Consider the following 19,713-nt stretch of genomic DNA (forward strand, 5'->3'; position numbering starts at 1 on the left):
CGGCGTCGTCGGGGCGTGGTGGAGAGAGTGGAGTCCGGGTGGCCTTCGGGTGGCGGTGTACCGGGGTCGCGTGGCCGGGGGACGAGCCGCGGCTGGGGTGGAGCAAGGGCGCCGAGCGCCGGGTGAGCACGCTCGCGTACGGGGCCGGGCTCGGGTTCCGCGCGGTGGGGGAGCGGCACTGTGTGGGGGCCCGGGGGAACGTGTGCCCACTGGGGGCCGTGGTGTCCGTGCGCAGTACCGGTGCCCGGTGCCCGGAGTGTGCGCGGCTGGACCGGGCCCACTCGGTGGCCGCCGACACGTTGCTGGACGACCCGCGGACGTACCGCGTCTACCTCGCCTGGTTCGGGCCCGGCCTGGTCAAGGTGGGGATCACCCGGGAGGAGCGGGGTGCCGCGCGGCTTCGGGAGCAGGGGGCCGTGGTCTTCAGCTGGCTGGGGCGCGGGCCCCTGATGGCCGCCCGGCGGACCGAGGAGGTGCTGCGCGCCGCCCTCGGGGTGCCGGACCGGATCCCGTACGCCAGGAAGCGGGCCGTACGCGGACAACTGGCCGGAGAGCAGCAGCGGTTGGCCGAGGTGGTGGAGTTGTACGGGCGGGCTGCCGAGCTCGAAGGGCGTGGGTGGCCCGAGTCGTTGGAGCGGCTTCCTCTCGACCTGGTCGATCACGGCGGGATCTTCGGGCTGGACCGTGCTCCCCGCGCCACGCGGTCGGTGCGTGAGCTGGTCGACGGGGGCGTGGTCGCGGGGCAGTTGGTGGCTGCCGCCGGCCCCGATCTTCATCTGGCCGTGGCCGGGGGCGGAGGCGGGGGCGGAGGGGGTGACGTGGTCGTGCTGGATACGCGGCTCATCACCGGGTGGGAGCTTGCCGCCGTGGATCCTGCCGCAGCGAACGACGTACGTGTCCCCCTCATCGACATCGGGGGCGGCGGCGTGCAGGGTGGGTTGTTCTGACCTTGCCCGATGAGGAGTTGTTGTCCGTGGAGGCCGAGAGCCATGACGTCGTGCGGTTCTGGGAGCGGCTCGGGCTGCCCGGGATCATCGACGTGCACACCCACTTCATGCCCGAGCAGGTCCTGCGCAAGGTGTGGGCCTACTTCGACTCCGCCGGGCCGCTCACCGGGCTGGAGTGGCCGATCACCTATCGGTACGAGGAAGAGCAACGGCTCTCTCTCATAAAATCGTTCGGGGTGCTCCGCTTCACCTCCATGCTCTACCCGCACAAGCCCGGCATGGCCCGCTGGCTCAACGACTGGGCCGTCGGCTTCGCCGCCCGGGTGCCCGACTGCCTGCACACCGCGACCCTCTTCCCGGAGGAGGGCGTGGAGTTGTACGTGAAGGAGGCCGTCGAGAACGGGGCGCGGGTCTTCAAGTCGCACCTCCAGGTCGGGGACTATGACGCCAATGACCCGTTGCTGGACGGGGCTTGGGGGCTCCTCACGGAGGCCGGGGTGCCGGTGGTCATGCACTGCGGGTCCGGGCCGGCGCCGGGGAGGTTCACCGGGCCCGAGCCGATCGGGCGGCTCCTCGCGCGCCACCCCCGGCTGCGGCTGATCGTCGCGCACATGGGGATGCCGGAGTACGCGGAGTTCCTGGCGCTGGCGGCCGCGTACCCCGGGGTGCGGCTCGATACGACGATGGCGTTCACGGATTTCAGCGAGGGGTTCACGCCGTTCCCGGCCGGCCAGAGGGGGCGGCTGGCCGACCTCGGGGACCGGATCCTGCTGGGGACGGACTTCCCGAACATCCCGTACCCGTACGTCCATCAGTTGGAGGCGTTGGAGCGACTGGGGCTGGGGGATGAGTGGCTGCGGGCTGTCTATTACCGGAACGCGGAGGCGCTGTTCGGGGTCCCCGCATAGAAGGGCGCCCGCTTTCTCAGGCAATTCACAGAAACGGGTCAGGCTTCTCTCACGGGCGCCTCACAGGCTGGTGCCCATGACGACGACCGCGCCCCAGGGGCGTACCGAACTGCTCAGGCCGGACCGTACGCCCGTGCGCGTGCTGGTCGTGGACGACGAGGCTCCGCTCGCCGAGCTGCTCTCGATGGCCCTGCGGTACGAGGGCTGGGAGGTGCGCAGCGCCGCCGACGGGGCCGGGGCCGTGCGTGCGGCCCGTGACTTCCGTCCGGACGCGGTGGTCCTGGACGTGATGCTCCCGGACATGGACGGGCTCGCCGTGCTGGGCCGGCTCCGGCGCGACCACTCCGACGTGCCCGTCCTCTTCCTGACCGCCCGGGACGCCGTGGAGGACCGGATCGCCGGGCTCACGGCGGGAGGCGACGACTACGTGACCAAGCCGTTCAGCCTGGAGGAGGTCGTGGCCCGGCTGCGCGGGCTGATCCGCCGCTCCGGTACGGCGCTCGCGGCCGAGCGGAGCCAGTCGACGCTGACCGTCGGGGACCTGGTGCTGGACGAGGACAGCCACGAGGTGAGCCGGGGTGGGGACGCGGTCCACCTGACCGCGACGGAGTTCGAGTTGCTGCGGTTCCTGATGCGCAACCCGCGCCGGGTGCTCAGCAAGGCGCAGATCCTGGACCGGGTCTGGAACTACGACTTCGGCGGTCAGGCCAACGTCGTCGAGCTCTACATCTCCTACCTCCGCAAGAAGATCGACGCAGGACGGACGCCGATGATCCACACCCGGCGCGGGGCGGGGTATCTGATCAAGCCCGGTGAATAGCCTGGTGAACAGCCCTGTGAACAGGCGCCTCGCGATGAGGGCGCTGCTGCGGCGGCCCTGGACCCTGCGGACCCGGCTCGTCGTGTCCGCCGTCTCCCTGATCGCCGTCGTCGCGGCCGTCATCGGGTCCGTGACCGCCATCGCCTTCCACAGCTACATGTACGGCAAGCTCGACGACCAGCTCCACTCCATCGCCGTACGCGCGGAGCGGCCGCCCGGCCCCGGGCCGCTGCCCGCGGCCCTGCTGAACGCCGGTCCGCTCGGCTTCGTCGGCGGGGGCGGGCAGCCGCTCGGCACGTTCGGGGCCCTCGTCGACGACGACGGGGGCATCACCGCGTCGAAGGTCGTCGAGGACAGCGGGCTGCGCTCCCAGGAGAGCGCGAAGCCTCTGACGGAGGCCCAGCAACGGGCGCTGGAAGCCGGCGCTCCGACCACCGGCGCTCAGGCGGCCGGGGCTCAGGAGACCGGCGGGAGCACCCGGAGCGTCGATCTGCCGGGGCTCGGCGGCTACCGCGTGGAGGCCGCCACGACCACCGAGGGCCGGACCGTCCTCGTCGGCATCCCCACCGCCGAGGTGAGCGGCGCGCTCACCACCCTGATCGTCGTCGAGGTCTGCGTCACCGCCGCCGGGCTCATCGCCGCCTCCCTCGCGGGCACCGTCCTCGTCGGCGTCGCCCTGCGCCCGCTGCGCAGGGTCGCCGCCACCGCCACCCGGGTCGCCGAACTCCCGCTGCACAGCGGCGAGGTGGCGCTCCTCGAACGGGTCCCGGACGCCGAGGCCGATCCCCGTACCGAGGTCGGGCAGGTCGGCGCGGCGCTCAACCGGATGCTGGGACACGTCGGTTCGGCGCTGGTGGTCCGGCAGGAGAGCGAGACGCGGGTACGGCAGTTCGTCGCCGACGCCAGCCATGAGCTGCGTACCCCGCTGGCCTCGATCCGCGGGTACGCCGAGCTGACCCGGCGCGCGACGGGGCGGGACGCGTCGGCGTCCGATCCCGTCACGCGGCACGCGCTCGGGCGGATCGAGTCGGAGGCGGACCGGATGACGGGTCTGGTGGAGGATCTGCTGCTGCTGGCCCGGCTCGATGCCGGACGCCCGCTCTCGTACGAGAGCACCGATCTGCTGCCGTCGGTCGTGGACGCGGTCAGCGATGCCCGGGCGGCGGACGCCGCCGCCACCGAGGCCGACGCCCTCCACCACTGGCGGCTGGAGCTGCCCGGTGAACCCGTGACCGTGCGCGCCGATCCCGCCCGGCTCCAGCAGGTGCTCGTCAACCTGCTGGCCAACGCCCGCACCCACACCCCGCCGGGGACGACCGTGACGGTCTCCGTACGGCCCTCCGTACGCGCCGGTCAGCCGGTCACGCTGGAAGTGCGGGACGACGGGCCGGGCATCCCCGCCGAGCTGCTGCCGCACGTCTTCGAGCGGTTCGCGCGCGGGGACGCCTCGCGTACCCGTGGGGCCGTCGGCGAAAGAGCCACCGGCTCCACCGGCCTCGGCCTCGCCATCGTGCAGGCCGTCGTCTCCGCACACGGTGGCCGTGTACGGGTGGAGTCCGTGCCGGGCCGGACGGTCTTCGCGGTCGAGCTGCCCGTGGAAGCCGGTCCGTACGCGCACTCACAGGTCGGGGACAGGCTCACCACACCGGTGTGACAGCGCGGTTGGCGAACGTCGGAGCCATGACCACCACCGACAGCCTCCGGAGCGGCCCCGGCGCCGACGGCCGCAGCAGCGGGAACCGCGGGGACAGCGGCGGCGGCCGCCTGCCGGTCAGGGAGCACCTCCCCGCCGGCCCGGCCGCCGCCCCCTCCGCCGTCCCCGTCCTCGACGTCGTCGTCCCCGTCTACAACGAGGAGAAGGACCTCCGCCCCTGCGTCCTGCGCCTCCACGACCACCTGTCGCGCACCTTCCCGTACGCCTTCCGCGTCACCGTCGCCGACAACGCCAGCACCGACGCCACGCCCGCCGTCGCGGCGGCGCTCGCGGCCGAGCTGCGGGGTGTTCGGTACGTACGGCTGGAGGAGAAGGGGCGCGGGCGGGCGCTGCGTACGGTGTGGTCGGACTCCGACGCCCCGGTCCTCGCCTACATGGACGTCGACCTCTCCACCGACCTGAACGCCCTGCTCCCCCTGGTCGCCCCGCTGATCTCCGGCCACTCCGACCTGGCCATCGGCTCGCGGCTCGCCCGGAGTGCGCGGGTGGTGCGCGGGTCGAAGCGGGAGTTCATCTCGCGCGCCTACAACCTCATCCTGCGCTCCTCCCTCGCCGCCGGATTCAGCGACGCCCAGTGCGGATTCAAGGCGATCCGGAGCGAGGTGGCCGAGCGGCTGCTGCCGATGGTGGAGGACAGCGGCTGGTTCTTCGACACCGAGCTGCTGGTTCTCGCCGAACGGGCCGGGCTGCGCATCCACGAGGTGCCCGTCGACTGGATCGACGACCCCGACTCGACCGTCCACATCGTGCGGACGGCCACCGAGGACCTGAAAGGGGTGTGGCGGGTGGGGCGCGCGCTCGCCGTGGGCGCGCTGCCGCTGGACCGGCTGGCCCGGCCCTTCGGCGACGACCCGCGCGACCGGGCGCTGACCGGGGTGCCGCGCGGGCTGGCCCGCCAACTCGTCGGGTTCTGCGTGGTCGGGGCCCTGTCCACCCTGTTCTACCTGGCCCTCTACTCCCTCTTCCGGCTCGGCGTCGGCCCGCAGCTCGCCAACGGCGGCGCGCTCCTCGTCTCCGCCGTCGCCAACACCGCCGCCAACCGGAGGCTCACCTTCGGCGTACGCGGCCGAGGCGGAGCCGTACGCCATCAGGCCCAGGGCCTCGTCGTGTTCGCGATCGGCCTCGCCCTGACCAGCGGCTCCCTCGCGGCGCTCGGCGCGGCCACCGGCTCGCCGTCGCACGGCACCGAGCTGGCCGTCCTGATCACCGCCAACCTAGCGGCCACCGTGCTGCGCTTCCTGCTCCTGCGCGCCTGGGTCTTCCCGGCCCGCGCCTGCCCTGACCCCGAGGACGTCCGATGACCACGACCGCCGTCGCACCCCCGATCCCGGTGCCCGCGCCGCCCGAACGCGCCGGCGGCCCCCGCTGGGCACGACCCGCGCTGTACGGGCTCCTCCTGGCCGTCGGCCTCGCGTACTTCTACAACCTCAGCGCCTCCGGTTACGCCAACTCCTTCTACTCCGCCGCCGTACAGGCGGGCAGCCAGAGCTGGAAGGCGCTCTTCTTCGGCTCGCTGGACTCCGCCAACGCCATCACCGTCGACAAGCCCCCGGCCGCCCTCTGGCCGATGGCCCTGTCGGTACGGCTCTTCGGGCTCACCTCCTGGGCGATCCTGGCCCCGCAGGTCCTGATGGGCGTGGCCACGGCGGCCGTGCTCAACACCGCCGTACGCCGTCGCTTCGGGCCGGTCGCCGGGCTGATCGCGGTCGGCGTGTTCGCGCTGACGCCGGTCGCCGCGCTGATGTTCCGCTTCAACAACCCGGACGCGCTGCTCGCCCTGCTGATGACCGTCACCGTGTGGTGCGTGCTGCGGGCGCTGGAGCAGGGGCGGACGACGTGGCTGCTGTGGGCGGGGGCGGCGGTGGGGCTCGCGTTCCTGACGAAGACCCTCCAGGCGTTCCTGATCCTGCCGCCGCTTGCCGTGCTGTACGCGGTGTGCGCCCCCGTTCCCGTACGGAGGCGGCTCGGCCAACTCGCCCTCTCCGCACTGACGATGGTCGTCGCCGGTGGTTGGTGGGTGGCGATCGTGGAGCTGATGCCCGCGTCGTCGCGGCCGTACGTCGGCGGCTCGCAGAACAACTCGTTCCTGGAGCTGACCTTCGGCTACAACGGGCTCGGTCGGCTGAACGGCGAGGAGACCGGGAGCGTCGGTGGCGGTGGCCGCGGTGGCGGTGGCTGGGGCGAGACCGGGGTCGGGCGGATGTTCAACTCCGAGGTCGGTGGCCAGATCGCCTGGCTGCTGCCCGCCGCGCTGATCCTGCTCGTGGCCGGTCTCTGGCTGACCCGTAAGGCCGGACGGACCGATTCCGCACGGGCCGCGTTCCTGGCGTGGGGCGGGGCGCTGGTCATGACGGCTGCGGTGTTCAGCTTCATGGCGGGGATCTTCCACCAGTACTACACGGTGGCCCTCGCCCCCTACATCGCGGCGCTCGTCGCCATGGGGGTGGCGGTGCTGTGGGAGGAGCGGGCTGCCTGGTGGCCGAGGGCGGTGCTCGCGGGGACCGTCGCTACGACGGTGATCTGGGCGTACGTCCTGTTGGGCCGCACCCCGGAGTACCTGCCGTGGCTGCGGTGGACGGTCCTCGTGGGCGGGCTGGTGGGTGCGGCCGGACTGCTGGTCGCGGGGCGGTTCGGCGGGCGGGGGCTGGTCCTCGCGGTGGTGGGGCTGAGCTTCGCGGCGTCGCTCGCGGGGCCGGCGGCGTACACCCTCAACACCCTGAACTCCGGCCACCAGGGGTCGATCGTGACCGCCGGGCCGTCGGGCGGGGGCGGTATGGGCGGACCTGGGGGTGGTGGCCGGGGCGGTCCAGGGGGCCCTGGTGGCGGTGACGACGGTGGGCAGCGCGGGGGGACGCAGCCCCCGGGCGGGCAGGCCCCCGGTCAAGGGCAGGCCCAGGGTGGTCAGCCGAACAACGTGCCCGGAGGAATGCCCACCATGCCTGGCGGAGTGACCCGCGAAGGCACCGGCACGGGCTTCGGCGAGGCTATGAGGGGCGGCGGAGGCGGCGGTATGGGCGGGCTGCTCAACGGCACGTCCGTCTCCGCCGAGGCGAAGGCGCTCCTGGAGAAGGACGCGGACGCCTACACCTGGACCGCGGCGGCCGTCGGCGCGCAGAACGCGGCCGGCTACCAGCTCGCCGCCGGGGACCCGGTGATGGCCATCGGCGGGTTCAACGGCAGCGACCCGTCCCCGACGCTCGCCCAGTTCAAGAAGTACGTGGCGGAAGGGAAGATCCACTACTTCGTCTCGGGCGGAACGGGCGGCGGAGGCATGGGCGGCGGCAACCAGACCTCGTCCCAGATCTCCTCCTGGGTGACGGAGAACTTCACCGAGGTCACCGTCGGCAGTGCCACCTTCCACGACCTGACGCAGCCGGTCGGCTGACGGCGGAGGGCGTACGCGGTCGGGTGGTCGGGACCGGTTCGGAACCCGGCCGCGTACGTCCGGAAGTCCCGCATCACCTGGGGTGCGACCGGTCCGGCCGGCTCCACCTGGGTGAGCAGGACGGCGACCGTCCCCGTGGACGGGATGACGTGGGCGGTGGTGCCGGAGCCGCCCTCGCCGCACCGGCGCCTCACCGCCCCCGCAGCACCAGATCCGCCACGACCGCCCGGTGGTCCGAGGCCGCGCTCTCCGGTACCCACGCGCGCCGCACCTGGGCGGCCCCCTTCGACACCGCCACGTAGTCGATCCGCTTGACCGGGTCCTGCGCCGGGAAGGTCGGCGCCCCCGGATCGGCGTCCGTCAGCTCCTCCCACAGCGGGGCCAGCTCCGGGGCCCCGGGTTCCGCGTTGAGGTCGCCGAGCAGGATCTTCGGGCCCCGGTCCTCGGCCATGATCCGCCGGGTGTCGGCGACCTGGGCGACGCGTACGGCGGGGTCCGGGCGGTAGTCGAGGTGGGTCACATACACGTGCACGGGCCTCCCCTTCACCCGTACGACGACCTCGCCGAACCCCGGGGCCGGGGCCGGGACCGGGTCGGGATTCTGGGTCGACAGACGGGTGATCTCGTGGTTCTCGGCGCTCACGATCCGGTACCGGGACAGCACCGCCACCCCGTACTCCGCCCGCGGCCCGCCCGGTTCGGTGGGGTCCAGGCTGTAGATCGGCGCGAAGTACACGTACATGCCCAGCCGCTCGGCCAGCTCTCCCGCGAGGTCGCGCCACTCGCTGCGGGGCCCCCAGTGCCGGTCGGCCTCCTGAAGGCCGATCACATCGGCCATGATCGCGCGCAGTTCGGTCGCCTGCCGGTCGAGGTCGAACGCGTTGTCCATGCCCGCACCGGCGTGGATGTTGTACGTGGCGACCCGCAGTGGCACGCCTGGGGAGGCCGCGGCGGCGGCAGGGGGCGCTCCGGGTGACGCGCCCAGCAGGGCCGCGGTGAGGAGCAGGTGAGGGATGCGGATACGGATGCGGCGACGCGGTGACATGGCTCTCCAGTCAGCAGGGATGGCGGCGCACAGGCCGTAATCGAGTTGTACGCCGTACAGGGACTGCCCTACGGTGTACAACGCGCACGTCCTCTACACCGTAGAACTCATCGATCCGTCAAGGCCGCAAGCCGCGCCGGAGACCCAGGAGCCCGCATGACGGCGCCCGCCGCACCGCGACCCGACCTCGCCCCCCATGGGCACCCGCAGCGCTGGCTGATCCTCGGCGTCATCTGTCTCGCCCAGCTCACCGTGCTGCTCGACAACACCGTCCTCAACGTCGCCATCCCTTCCCTCACCACGGAGCTGGACGCCTCCACCGCCGACGTGCAGTGGATGATCAACGCCTACTCGCTCGTCCAGTCCGGTCTGCTGCTCACCGCGGGCAGCTCCGCCGACCGCTACGGGCGCAAGAAGATGCTGGTCGTGGGCCTCGCCCTGTTCGGCATCGGCTCGCTGGCCGCCGGTCTCGCCCAGTCCTCCGGCCAGCTCATCGCGGCCCGGGCCGGCATGGGGGTCGGGGGCGCGCTGCTGATCACCACCACCCTCGCCGTCGTCGTCCAGATCTTCGACGACTCCGAGCGGGTCAAGGCGATCGGCCTCTGGTCGACCGTCAACTCCCTCGGCTTCGCGGCGGGGCCGCTCGTCGGCGGGGTGGTGCTCGACCACTTCTGGTGGGGCGCGATCTTCCTCATCAACATCCCGGTCGCCGTGATCGGCCTGGTCGCCGTCGTCCGGCTCGTACCGGAGTTCAAGAACCCGCGCGGGGAGCGGCCCGACCTGCTCGGCGCGCTGCTCTCCACGGTCGGGATGACCGCGCTCGTGTTCGCGATCATCTCCGGGCCCGAACACGGCTGGACGTCGGGCCGGGTGCTGCTCATGGCGTTCTTCGGGGTCGCCGTGCTCGCCGGGTTCGTCCTGTGGGAGCTGCACATCCCGCACCCCATGCTCGACATGCACTTCTTCCGGAACCAGAAGTTCATCGGCGCGGTGGCGGGCGCGGTCCTGGTTGCCTTCGGCATGGGAGGCTCCCTCTTTCTGCTCACGCAGCACCTTCAGTTCGTTCTCGGGTACGGGCCGCTGGAGGCGGGTCTGCGTACGGCGCCGATGGCGCTCACCGTGGTCGCCCTCAACCTGACCGGCCTGGGCGCCCGGCTCGTCCCGAGGATGGGGACGCCCGCCACGATCGCGGCGGGCATGAGCTGCCTGGCGGCAGGTCTCGCGGCCATCGCGGTGCTCGGGCGCGACGGGTACACCGGGATGCTGCTCGGCCTGGTCGTGATGGGCGCGGGGATCGCCCTCGCGATGCCCGCGATGGCCAACGCCATCATGAGCGCCATCCCCCCGGAGAAGGCCGGGGTGGGCGCCGGGGTCAACGGCACGCTCGCGGAGTTCGGATACGGGCTCGGCGTCGCGGTGCTCGGCGCGGTCCTGAACATCCGGTTCGCCGCCCTCGTACCGGCCGCCGTCGGGGCCGCGTCGCTGCCGGCCGCTCTGGCCGCCGCCGACGGCCCGGGGGAGCGCGCGACGATCAGGGACGCGTTCGCCTCCGGCCTGGAGACCAGCCAGCTGGTCGGCGCGGTCGCGGTGCTGGCGGGCGGTCTGCTCGCGGCGATGCTGCTGCGCCGGGCCGAACGGGCGGAGGCGGCGGCCGGGAAGCCGGAGGCGGCGGCATAGCATCGGAGGGGGCGCACATTGCGGACCGTAGGCGTCCGGTACGTCGGCCCTTCCGCAGCGCAGGGTAGGACACGGCGGCGCGGGGCAGTACAGGACAGGGCAGGGCAGGACCGCACAGGCGGTGGTGGTCCCCGCAAGACGAGGAGAGTGCGCCATGGTGTCCGCGTCCGACCGTGAGAAGAACCCCGCGCGGACCAGTGTGTGGCTCGACCGACGGACCCCTTCGCGGACCCGCAGGACCGAGTCCCCGACGGGCCTGGATCTGAACAGGATCACCGAGGCGTCGGTGCGGCTGCTGGACGCCGAGGGCCTCGCCAAGTTCTCCATGCGCCGGCTCGCCGCCGAACTGGACGTCACCGCGATGTCCCTCTACTGGTACGTCGACACCAAGGACGACCTCCTGGAGCTCGCGCTCGACTCGGTCTACGCGGAGATCGCCCCGCCCCGCGAGGACACCGACTGGCCGGAGCGGCTGCGCGAGCTCGCCCGCAGTTACCGCGAACTGATCGTCCGCCACATCTGGATCTCCCCCCTGGCCGGGACCTTCCTCAACATCGGCCCGAACTCGGTGCTGTTCTCGTCCGCCGTCATGGACGTCATCCGGGCCACCGGCCTGCCTCTGGAACGGCAGACGGGCGCGCTCGCGGCGGTCTTCCAGTTCGTGTACGGATTCGGCACCGTCGAGGGCAACTTCAAGGCGCGGTGCGACGCGACGGGGCTCACCCAGGACGCGTACCACCGGCATGCGATGGGCACGATCCGGGCCCAGCCGCACCTGCGGAGGGTCGTCGAGGCCTCCGACGACCTGATGGCGGCCCGGGGCGGCGACACGGTCGAGGAGATGCGCGAGCGGGACTTCGTCTTCGCGCTGGACCTGCTGATCGCGGGCATCGAGGCGATGTGCGCGCGGACGGGCTCCCCGACGACCGCCGCTCAGTAGCCGCGCTCCACGTCCACGGTCAGCCCGGGGCGCCGGCCCTTCCGCACGGCCTCCCAGCAGGCGGCGAAGTCCCTGGCCACGTCCTCGTCGGCGGTGATCCCCGCGGAGTGCGAGGTGATGACCGTACGGGGCAGCCGCCAGACCGGATCGCCGGGTGCGGCCGGCTCCTCGGGCAGCACGTCCAGCACCGCGCGCCGCACCCCACCGCCCCGCAGCGCGGCCTCCAGCGCCTCCAGATCCACCGTCGCGCCCCGCCCCACGTTCACGAACGTCGCCCCCCGCACCGCCGCGAACCGGCCCGCCCCGAAGAAGCCCTCCGTGGCCCCGGTCGACGGCAGGGCGGCCACCACCCACCGGGCGCCCGCCAACTCGCCCGCGTCCTCGTCCGCCCCGACCACTCGGTCGAAGCCCGGCGGAGGCGGCCCGGTCCGCGCGGTGCGGGCCACGCCCACCGTGCGCACACCACAGCCGCGCAGCAGCCCGGCGACGGCCCCGCCGATCCGCCCGGTGCCGTAGACGAGGGCGGTCTGCCCGGCGACCAGCTCGGAGGGCAGGCGGCGCCACTCGGCCCGGGCGTGCTGGGCGGCGTACTCGGGGACGTTCTGGCACTCGGCGAGCACCCAGCCCAGGACGTACTGGGCGATCCGCTCGCCCATCCGCCCCACGGTCCGGGTCAGCAGCGCCCCGGCGGGCCAGGGCCCGGCGGCGAGCAGGGGATCCGTACCGGCGTTGACGCTGTGGAACCAGAGCAGCCGGTCGGTACGCAGCGCGTCAGGCAGCGCGGCCCCCACACAGAGGAGAGGACCGCCGGCCGCCTCCCCGTCCCCCAGGGGCTCGGCGCCGCGACCGGTGATCCGCTCCAACTCCCGTACGAGAGAAGCGCTCAGCTCGGGCGCGACCAGCAGCCGCGCCCGCGCGAGGAGCTCCGGTCCGGGCGCCACCCGTATCACGTGCCCGGCGCCAGATGCGCCGGGAAGCCGCCGGTGGCGACGGGCCCCCAGCGTTCCGGGGTGACCCGGATGACCGACTTGCCCTGCTTCACCATGGCGGCCCGGTACTCGTCCCAGTCCGGGTGCTCGCCGGAGATGTTCCGGAAGTACTCGACGAGCGGCTCCACGGACTCCGGGGCGTCGAGCACCTCCGCCACACCGTCGACCTGCACCCACGGCCCGTCCCACGCGTCGGAGAGGACGATCACGCTGACCCGCTCGTCGCGCCTGGCGTTGCGGGTCTTGGCGCGCTCCGGGTACGTCGACATGACGATCCGGCCCGCGTCGTCGACCCCGCAGGTCAGCGGGGAGCCCTGGGGACGGCCGTCGGCCCGGGCGGTCAGCAGGATCGCCCGGTGCCGGGGCCGTACGAAGGCCAGCAACTCATCGAGGTCCACGGCGGTGTTGGTCGCGATGTCGGGAGCCATGGGCACCACTTTACGACCGGTCGTACGCCCGACCGCGGCAGCGAACCACGCTCCTGGCGGCAGCGAGCCACGCTCCTGCCGCTATCCGGGCGGTGCCTCGCCCTGTACCGCCTGGATGTCCAGCTCCACGCGCAGGGTGGTCCCGATGGCGGAGATGCCCGCCTGGACGACCTGGTTGTAGTTCATCGCGAACTCGTCGCGGCGCAGCTCGGCCGTGGCGTGGAAGGCGGCGCGCACCCCGCCCCACGGGTCGGGTCCGGTGCCGAGATAGGTCAGGTCCAGGTCGACCGCGCGGGAGACGCCGTGCATGGTCAGCTCGCCGTGGACCGTCCAACGGTCGGGGCCGGCCGGGGCGAGGCCGGTGGAGCGGTAGGTGATCTCCGGGTAGCGGTCCACGTCGAGGAAGTCGGGCGAGCGCAGGTGCTTGTCCCGCATGCCGTTGCCGGTGTCGATGCTGGCCGCGCCGATCATCGCGTCGACCCGGGACCGGGAGACGTCCTCGGCGATCGCGATCCGGCCGCCGAAGTCGGTGAACCGGCCGTGCACGCTGGAGATCCCCAGGTGCTGGGCGACCGCGCCGACCGAGGAGTGGGCCGGGTCCAGCGACCAGGCGCCCGGTGGCGGGAGCTGGACCCCGCCCTGGCGGGCCAGCACGATCTGCCCGCCCTCGATCCGGCCGCTCGCCGTGACGAGGGCGGTGGAGGCGGCGGGGGCGTACCCGACCGCCGTGACGATCACCGTGTACGCGCCGGCCGGCAGGGACCCGTCCGTGCGGACGGCCCCGTCCTCGTCGGCCGCGGCGCGCAGCACCTGGGTGCCGGTCATGTCGGTGACCGTCACGACGGCGTGCTGGACCGCCCAGCCGTCCCGCGTCCGTACCTGTGCGCGAAGTCCCATCCGTATCTCTCTCCTAGCTCCATGACCCTGGGTCACATGAGTCGGGCCCCGGGGCGGGCACGACAGGCCGTCCCCTGCCTGCCGTACCCGCCACCGGGGCCCGTTTCCGCCCGGTCGCGACAGCCTCTCCGCTGGAAGTGCCGTCCGACCAGGGGTCTTCGCGATCCCTTCACGTACTTGCTTGTTCACGCGTGTCCCTACAGGTGCACGCGTGAACGTACGGAAGGGAACAATTCCGCGGCGCGCTGTCACTCACCCGGGTGGGCGAGCTCGATGTCGTGCCCGTCGACGCCCGTACCGGTCACCGTCAGCGCGCCCGCCACCGGCGGGTAGCCGGTCGCGATGACCGAGTACTCGCCCGCGTCCAGGTCGGTGAAGGCGTACGCGCCGTCCTCGCCGGTCGTCGCGGTGGCGACCACGTTGCCCGCCGCGTCGATCAGCGTGACCCGGGCGTCGGCCAGCGGGCTCCGGGCGGACCCGGCCCGTACGACGCCCCGCACCAGCGCACCGGCCCGCAGCGCGGCCTCGACGCGGGTGACGCCCTGGCCGCCGACCTCCACCGGCAGCGCCAGCGGGCGGAACCCGGCGGCGTTGACCGCGACGGTCACGGGGCCCGGGACCAACTCGCCGAACGCGAACTCCCCGGCCTGGCCTGACGTCCCGGTGGCCAGGACGTCGCCCCGTACGTCGGTGACGATGACCATCGCGCCGTCCACCGGCGTACCGGACTCGGCGGCCCGTACGGTTCCGGCCAGTCCGCTCGTACCGGAGAGCAGGATGTCGAAGGCCAGCGGCTCCTCGCCGACGACCACCGTCGACGCCTGCGGCTGGAAACCGTCGGCGGAGGCGATCAGGACGTAGCTGCCGGAGCCCGGCGCGTCCAGCGTGTAGCCGCCGTCTCCCCGCGCGACGGAACGCCCCAGCTGACGGCCGCCCAGCGAGATCAGGGTGACGGCCGCACGGGCGACCGGAGCCCCTTCGGCGCCGCGCACGACACCCTGTACGGGCGTGCCCTGGACGGTCTCGTACGAGGTGACGGCATCGGCCGTGTCGACGGAGGTGACCTTGGCCGCGCCCTCGGAGACGAGTGCGGTGGCGCCGACGGCGGCCGGAACCTCCGTTTCCGCGGGAGCGGTCCCCGCCTGCGGGCCGTCGTTCCCGGCGCTGGTCTTCAGAGCGACCTCCTTGATGAAGAGCGTCACGATGAAGGCGACCAGGGCGCACGGGGCGGCGTACAGGAAGACGTCGCCGACACCGTGCCCGTACGCGGCCTCCATGACCACGCGGAACGGCTCGGGCAGCTTGTCCAGGTCGGGGATGCCCCCGCCGCCGATGCCGCTGTGGCCGAGCTTGGCGCCCTCGGGTCCGAGGTCGGCGAGGCCGTCCTTGACGTACTGCGTGACGCGGTTGCCCAGGACGGCGCCGAGCGCCGAGACGCCGATCGCGCCGCCGAGGGACCGGAAGAAGGTGACGACGGAGCTCGCGGAACCGAGGTCCTCGGGAGCGACCTGGTTCTGCGTCGCGAGAACCAGGTTCTGCATCATCATGCCGATGCCGAGACCCATGACGAACATGTAGATCGCGACGTGCCAGTACTCGGTGTCGTACCGGATCGTGCCCAGCAGACCGAGCCCCGCCGTGACCAGGAAGCCACCGGTGACCAGCCAGGCCTTCCAGCGCCCGGTCTTGGTGATGACCTGACCGGAGACGGTCGAGGAGAGGAAGAGGCCCGCGATCATCGGGATCGTCATGACGCCGGACATCGTCGGCGACTTGCCGCGCGCGAGCTGGAAGTACTGGCTGAAGAAGATCGTGCCCGCGAACATCGCGATGCCGACGAACAGCGACGCGATCGAGGCCAGCGTGATGGTGCGGTTGCGGAAGAGGCGCAGCGGGATGATCGGCTCGGCGGCCCGCGACTCGATGAGGACGAAGATCAGGCCGAGCAGGACCGAGCCCGCGACCATCACGTACGTCTGCCACGACAGCCAGTCGTACTTGTCACCGGCGAAGGTCACCCAGACCAGCAGCAGCGAGACGGCGGCGCTGATGAAGAACGCGCCGGACCAGTCGACCTTGACACCCTCGCGCTTGACGACCGGGAGCTTCAGGGTCTTCTGGAGCACGATGAGGGCGATGATCGCGAACGGCACGCCCACGTAGAAGCACCAGCGCCAGCCCATCCAGCTGGTGTCGGTGATGACGCCGCCGAGGAGCGGGCCGCCGACGGTGGCGACGGCGAAGACCGCGCCCAGGTAGCCGCTGTAGCGGCCGCGCTCGCGCGGGGCGATCATCGCGGCCATCACGATCTGCGCGAGGGCGGAGAGACCGCCGACGCCGATGCCCTGGACGACGCGGCAGGCGATGAGCATGCCGCTGCTGGTCGACAGACCGGCGACGACCGATCCGAGGACGTAGATGATCAGGGCTATCTGGACCAGCAGCTTCTTGCTGAACAGGTCCGAGAGCTTGCCCCAGAGCGGGGTGGTGGCGGTCATGGCCAGCAGCGAGGCCGTGACGACCCAGGTGTAGGCGCTCTGCCCGCCGCCGAGGTCGGAGATGATCTCGGGGAGGGCGTTGGAGACGACCGTCGACGACAGGATCGCGACGAACATGCCGAGCAGCAGCCCGGTCAGCGCCTCCATGATCTGCCGGTGTGTCATCGGCGTGCCGTCGGAGGCGCCGGGGCCGCTGTGGCCTCCGTGCTTGGCGTGGCCGCCCCGCACACCGGTCGGTGTGGTCGTAGCCATTGAGTTCCTTATCCGTGCGTATTTGCTTCTGTTACACAGGTGTACGGGTGTACGCGTCGTCGCCGAGCCCGTTCCGGCACTCGCCGGAATGGCTTCCGGGGGCACAGCCACCGGGTCCGCGACAGGCGAAGCTGTCGCGCAGCCGGGACAGCAGCGCGTTGAGCCGGCCGACGTCCTCGTCGGACCAGTCGGCGAGATTGCGGGCGAACATCTCGGTGGTCCGCCGCGTCAGCTCGTCGAGCTGCGCGTGACCGCCGGGGGTCAGCCGCAGGATGCGGGACCGCTTGTCCGCCGGGTCCGGGGACCGCTCGATCCAGCCGTGCTGGGCCACATGGCCCACGTGGCGACTGGTCACCGAGAGGTCCACGGCCATCAGCTCGGCGAGTCTGCTGATCCGCATCTCGCCGTGCCGGTCCAGGAGCGTCAGCACGGCGGCGGAGCCGCCGGGGCACGCGGGGGGCAGCGCGCGGGCGAGCCCGCGCTTGACGGCCCCCACCGCGCTGAGCTGGCGGGCCAGTTCCTCGTACCGACTCCGTGCGGCCACCGGTACCCCCCAACGCACTGATGCCTATGTTGTTGCTTAGGGCAACCATAGAAGCCGTTGGTTGCTACAGGCAAACGAAAAGGGGCTTGCAGAAGTAAAGGAACGCAAAAGCCTCCGTAGGGTCCGGGTCAAGCCCGTTCTCCCCGCGCTCCGCCGCTGGTCGGGCGGGGTGTCGGGTGGCCCGGGGGTTGGGTGGAAGGCCCGAGTTCGCTAGGGTCCTGCCCCATGGCACACAACCCCCACGCCCCTCAGCCGGGCCCCGAGGGCACCCCTGATCCGGCGGGCAGCACGCAGATGTTCCGCGCCTTCGTCGACGAGGGCGAGCCGCAGCGCCGGGCGCAGCCGGCCGCGACCTCGTCCGGGCCGAGAGTCGGGGTGATCGCGGCGGTCGTCGCGGTCGTCGTCGTCCTCGGCGCGGTGGCGTGGCTCGCACTGGGCTGACGCACCGACCACTGAACGACGTACGACGACCTACGGCGACGCACGACGAGGTACGACGACGTACAACGAGGCATGACGACCTGAACGCCCGTGAGGAGGACGGCGGACCGCGCCCGCGTGCCCGCTGCTCGCCCCACGGGCGTTTTCGGCTGTGTGGTCTAGGTTCACTCCCACGCAGCGGAGACGTCCTGGGTCTCGACGCGCATCCCCGGGGGCACGCGCCAGGACTCCACGCACACGGTGTACGTCTCCGAGCGCGTCGCCCCGGCCGCGATGGGCGTCGGCAGCGACTGGCTGGACCTGATCGTGGCCCAGTCGACGCCCAGGGCCCCGATGACGTGTGTGGCGAAGGTGACGGTCCCGGAACGGGCCGGGGTGCCGCCGGTGTTGCGGAACTCCACGGTCACCTTCTCGCACCACCGCTTGTCCGCCGGCGCACGCTGCGGTGCGCTCAGCGTCAGCGCGGCGGGGGCCGGGGGCGGGGCGGGACTGCCGGGCGGAGGGCTGGGCCGCGGGCTGGTCGTCCCGCCTCCGGCGCCGGGCTTGGACCCGCTGCTGGGGGTGGGGGGCTCGGCGGGCTCGGACGACTTGGGCGGCTGCGCGGGCTTCCCGGGCGGGGCGGGCTGCGCGGGCTTCCCGGGCCGGGCCCCTGCCCCGGGCCCGGCGGCCCCTGCTCCGGACCCGCCAGGCGCTCCCGTACGCGCTCCGCTCCCGCTCCGATCGGCCCCTCCCGGCCCGGGGCCCGGGAGCCGAGCCGAGGGACCTCCCGTAGGCCCGTCGACGGCGTCAGGGCCCCCGGAGCCTCCGGCGGGCGGTGAGGAGGCAGCCGGGGACCGGCCGGCACCTGGCCCCCCACCCCTCTCCGTACCGCTGCCGTCCAACGGGACCAGCGTCACCTTCCCCGAGGGCCCTGGGCGCCCCCAGGCCCCGCCCGCGGACCGCTCGGGCCCGCCACCGGCCGCGCCCACCGCCGCGTAACCCTCCCCGGGGCCGCCCCCGCAGCCGGTCAGGAGGCCGCCGGCCAGACACAGCGCGGCCGCCGAGGCGGCGATCACGGTGCCTCGGCGGCCGGTGGGTCCGCATGACTGACGAGTCTGACGTCGCATCGCGCCAGTGTGTCTGACGGCCCGTCAAATCAGAACCCTCGTGCACGGCTCACGATGCGCGACGTACCACTCACGACTCATCCCTCACGGCTCAGTCGGAGATGAGCCCTTCCCTGAGCTGGGCGAGGGTGCGGGTGAGCAGCCGGGAGACGTGCATCTGGGAGATGCCGACCTCCTCGCCGATCTGCGACTGGGTCATGTTGGCGAAGAACCGCAGCATGATGATCTGGCGCTCGCGCGGGGCGAGCTTGGCCAGCAGGGGCTTCAGCGACTCGCGGTACTCGACGCCCTCCAGCGCCGCGTCCTCGTAGCCGAGGCGGTCGGCGAGGGAGCCCTCGCCACCGTCGTCCTCGGGCGAGGGGGAGTCGAGCGAGGAGGCGGTGTACGCGTTGCCGACGGCCAGGCCGTCGACCACGTCCTCCTCGGAGACCCCGAGCGCCTTGGCGAGCTCCGGCACGGTCGGGGAGCGGTCGAGCCTCTGGGCCAGCTCGTCGCTGGTCTTCGTCAGCGCGAGCCGCAGCTCCTGGAGGCGCCGGGGCACCCGTACGGACCAGGAGGTGTCGCGGAAGAAGCGCTTGATCTCCCCGACGACGGTCGGCATCGCGAACGTCGGGAACTCCACGCCCCGTTCGCAGTCGAACCGGTCGATCGCCTTGATCAGGCCGATCGTGCCGACCTGGACGATGTCCTCCATCGGTTCGTTGCGGCTCCGGAACCGCGCCGCGGCGTAACGCACCAGCGGGAGGTTGAGCTCGATGAGTGTGTCCCGCACGTAGGTCCGCTCCGGACTGTCCGTTCCCTCGGGACCCGAGGCGGGGCCGAGCGCGGCGAGCCGCAGGAACAGGGAGCGGGACAGAGTACGGGTGTCGATGGCTTCCGGCGAGCTGGTGAGCACGGCGGGTGCCGGCACGCTCTTCGTGAGCGTGAGCACCTTCGAGCTGCCCTGTTCTGCGGACATGCCACCCCCTTGAGGTCGCGGACGGTCGCGGTGGCCGCGACCATCGGAGGAACGCAGCCCCCACCTGAATACCGGAGGCGGGGCTGCGGCAAACGCGCTTCGAGCAGAATGTCACATGTCGGCAACGCGCTGTAGTGACTTGTCGACAAGTCAGCGCTGAATCC

Annotated in this window: 17 protein-coding genes and 1 pseudogene; 9 read left to right on the plus strand and 9 right to left on the minus strand. The window is 72.6% G+C overall.

The window, feature by feature from the left end; genetic code table 11:
* Positions 1-38 precede the first annotated feature (38 nt).
* From AMK21_RS07490 to AMK21_RS07515, 6 genes are all read left to right on the plus strand, one after another.
* The gene (locus tag AMK21_RS07490) at positions 39-947 is read left to right on the plus strand and encodes a DUF2797 domain-containing protein (RefSeq protein ID WP_199863120.1); all 909 of its coding nucleotides are present in this window, start codon (positions 39-41) and stop codon (positions 945-947) included.
* 26 nt (positions 948-973) lie between these two features.
* The gene (locus AMK21_RS07495; protein ID WP_073875662.1) at positions 974-1,855 is read left to right on the plus strand and encodes an amidohydrolase family protein; all 882 of its coding nucleotides are present in this window, start codon (positions 974-976) and stop codon (positions 1,853-1,855) included.
* 76 nt (positions 1,856-1,931) lie between these two features.
* Entirely contained in the window at positions 1,932-2,675 is a 744-nt protein-coding gene (locus AMK21_RS07500; RefSeq protein WP_073875351.1) for a response regulator transcription factor, read from the plus strand.
* A gap of 34 nt (positions 2,676-2,709) precedes the next feature.
* A complete protein-coding gene (locus AMK21_RS07505; RefSeq protein ID WP_073875666.1) occupies positions 2,710-4,329 on the plus strand; it encodes a sensor histidine kinase in 1,620 nt (539 codons plus the stop codon).
* Between the two features lie 26 nt (positions 4,330-4,355).
* Positions 4,356-5,690: a bifunctional glycosyltransferase family 2/GtrA family protein gene (locus tag AMK21_RS07510; RefSeq protein ID WP_199863121.1), complete on the plus strand. Its 1,335-nt coding sequence runs from the start codon at positions 4,356-4,358 to the stop codon at positions 5,688-5,690.
* The gene (locus AMK21_RS07515) at positions 5,687-7,774 is read left to right on the plus strand and encodes a glycosyltransferase family 39 protein (protein WP_073875355.1); all 2,088 of its coding nucleotides are present in this window, start codon (positions 5,687-5,689) and stop codon (positions 7,772-7,774) included. The genes AMK21_RS07510 and AMK21_RS07515 overlap by 4 nt, the downstream gene beginning before the upstream one ends.
* Before the next feature lie 41 nt (positions 7,775-7,815).
* On the opposite strand, the pseudogene AMK21_RS35825 reads toward AMK21_RS07515, so the two are convergent.
* Both AMK21_RS35825 and AMK21_RS07520 read right to left on the minus strand, forming a co-directional pair.
* Positions 7,816-7,947 (minus strand): annotated as a pseudogene (locus AMK21_RS35825) (serine hydrolase); the annotation flags it as partial.
* A gap of 17 nt (positions 7,948-7,964) precedes the next feature.
* Entirely contained in the window at positions 7,965-8,819 is an 855-nt protein-coding gene (locus AMK21_RS07520) for an endonuclease/exonuclease/phosphatase family protein (RefSeq protein ID WP_073875357.1), read from the minus strand.
* 156 nt (positions 8,820-8,975) lie between these two features.
* Here AMK21_RS07520 and AMK21_RS07525 point away from each other — a divergent pair, with 156 nt between their 5' ends.
* Positions 8,976-10,496 carry an MFS transporter gene (locus tag AMK21_RS07525; RefSeq protein WP_073875359.1) on the plus strand — a complete coding sequence of 507 codons (1,521 nt, stop codon included), beginning with the start codon at positions 8,976-8,978 and terminating at the stop codon, positions 10,494-10,496.
* A gap of 154 nt (positions 10,497-10,650) precedes the next feature.
* Positions 10,651-11,436 (plus strand): TetR/AcrR family transcriptional regulator, encoded by a 786-nt coding sequence (locus AMK21_RS07530; protein WP_073875361.1) that lies wholly within the window; start codon positions 10,651-10,653, stop codon positions 11,434-11,436.
* Here the strand turns inward: AMK21_RS07530 and AMK21_RS07535 are convergent.
* The 5 genes from AMK21_RS07535 to AMK21_RS07555 form a co-directional block, all read right to left on the minus strand.
* Positions 11,430-12,377, minus strand: a complete 948-nt coding sequence (locus tag AMK21_RS07535) for a D-2-hydroxyacid dehydrogenase (RefSeq protein WP_073875363.1) — start codon at positions 12,375-12,377, stop codon at positions 11,430-11,432. The two genes, AMK21_RS07530 and AMK21_RS07535, sit on opposite strands and share 7 nt — an antisense overlap.
* Positions 12,378-12,382: 5 nt before the next feature.
* Positions 12,383-12,853 (minus strand): PPOX class F420-dependent oxidoreductase, encoded by a 471-nt coding sequence (locus tag AMK21_RS07540; protein WP_073875366.1) that lies wholly within the window; start codon positions 12,851-12,853, stop codon positions 12,383-12,385.
* Between the two features lie 81 nt (positions 12,854-12,934).
* Complete coding sequence (locus tag AMK21_RS07545) at positions 12,935-13,750, minus strand: YceI family protein (protein WP_073875368.1); 816 nt, start codon at positions 13,748-13,750, stop codon at positions 12,935-12,937.
* 248 nt (positions 13,751-13,998) lie between these two features.
* Positions 13,999-16,500 (minus strand): MFS transporter, encoded by a 2,502-nt coding sequence (locus tag AMK21_RS07550; RefSeq protein ID WP_073875372.1) that lies wholly within the window; start codon positions 16,498-16,500, stop codon positions 13,999-14,001.
* A gap of 31 nt (positions 16,501-16,531) precedes the next feature.
* Positions 16,532-17,044 (minus strand): MarR family winged helix-turn-helix transcriptional regulator, encoded by a 513-nt coding sequence (locus AMK21_RS07555; protein WP_073875374.1) that lies wholly within the window; start codon positions 17,042-17,044, stop codon positions 16,532-16,534.
* A gap of 225 nt (positions 17,045-17,269) precedes the next feature.
* Here AMK21_RS07555 and AMK21_RS07560 point away from each other — a divergent pair, with 225 nt between their 5' ends.
* The gene (locus AMK21_RS07560) at positions 17,270-17,485 is read left to right on the plus strand and encodes a hypothetical protein (protein WP_018513656.1); all 216 of its coding nucleotides are present in this window, start codon (positions 17,270-17,272) and stop codon (positions 17,483-17,485) included.
* 164 nt (positions 17,486-17,649) lie between these two features.
* On the opposite strand, the gene AMK21_RS36825 is transcribed toward AMK21_RS07560, so the two are convergent.
* A complete protein-coding gene (locus tag AMK21_RS36825) occupies positions 17,650-17,892 on the minus strand; it encodes a hypothetical protein (protein WP_308340472.1) in 243 nt (80 codons plus the stop codon).
* A gap of 790 nt (positions 17,893-18,682) precedes the next feature.
* Positions 18,683-19,549 carry an RNA polymerase sigma factor SigF gene (locus AMK21_RS07570; RefSeq protein ID WP_018513654.1) on the minus strand — a complete coding sequence of 289 codons (867 nt, stop codon included), beginning with the start codon at positions 19,547-19,549 and terminating at the stop codon, positions 18,683-18,685.
* Positions 19,550-19,713 lie beyond the last annotated feature (164 nt).

Source organism: Streptomyces sp. CB00316 (genome assembly GCF_001905595.1).
Classification (GTDB): Bacteria; Actinomycetota; Actinomycetes; order Streptomycetales; family Streptomycetaceae; genus Streptomyces.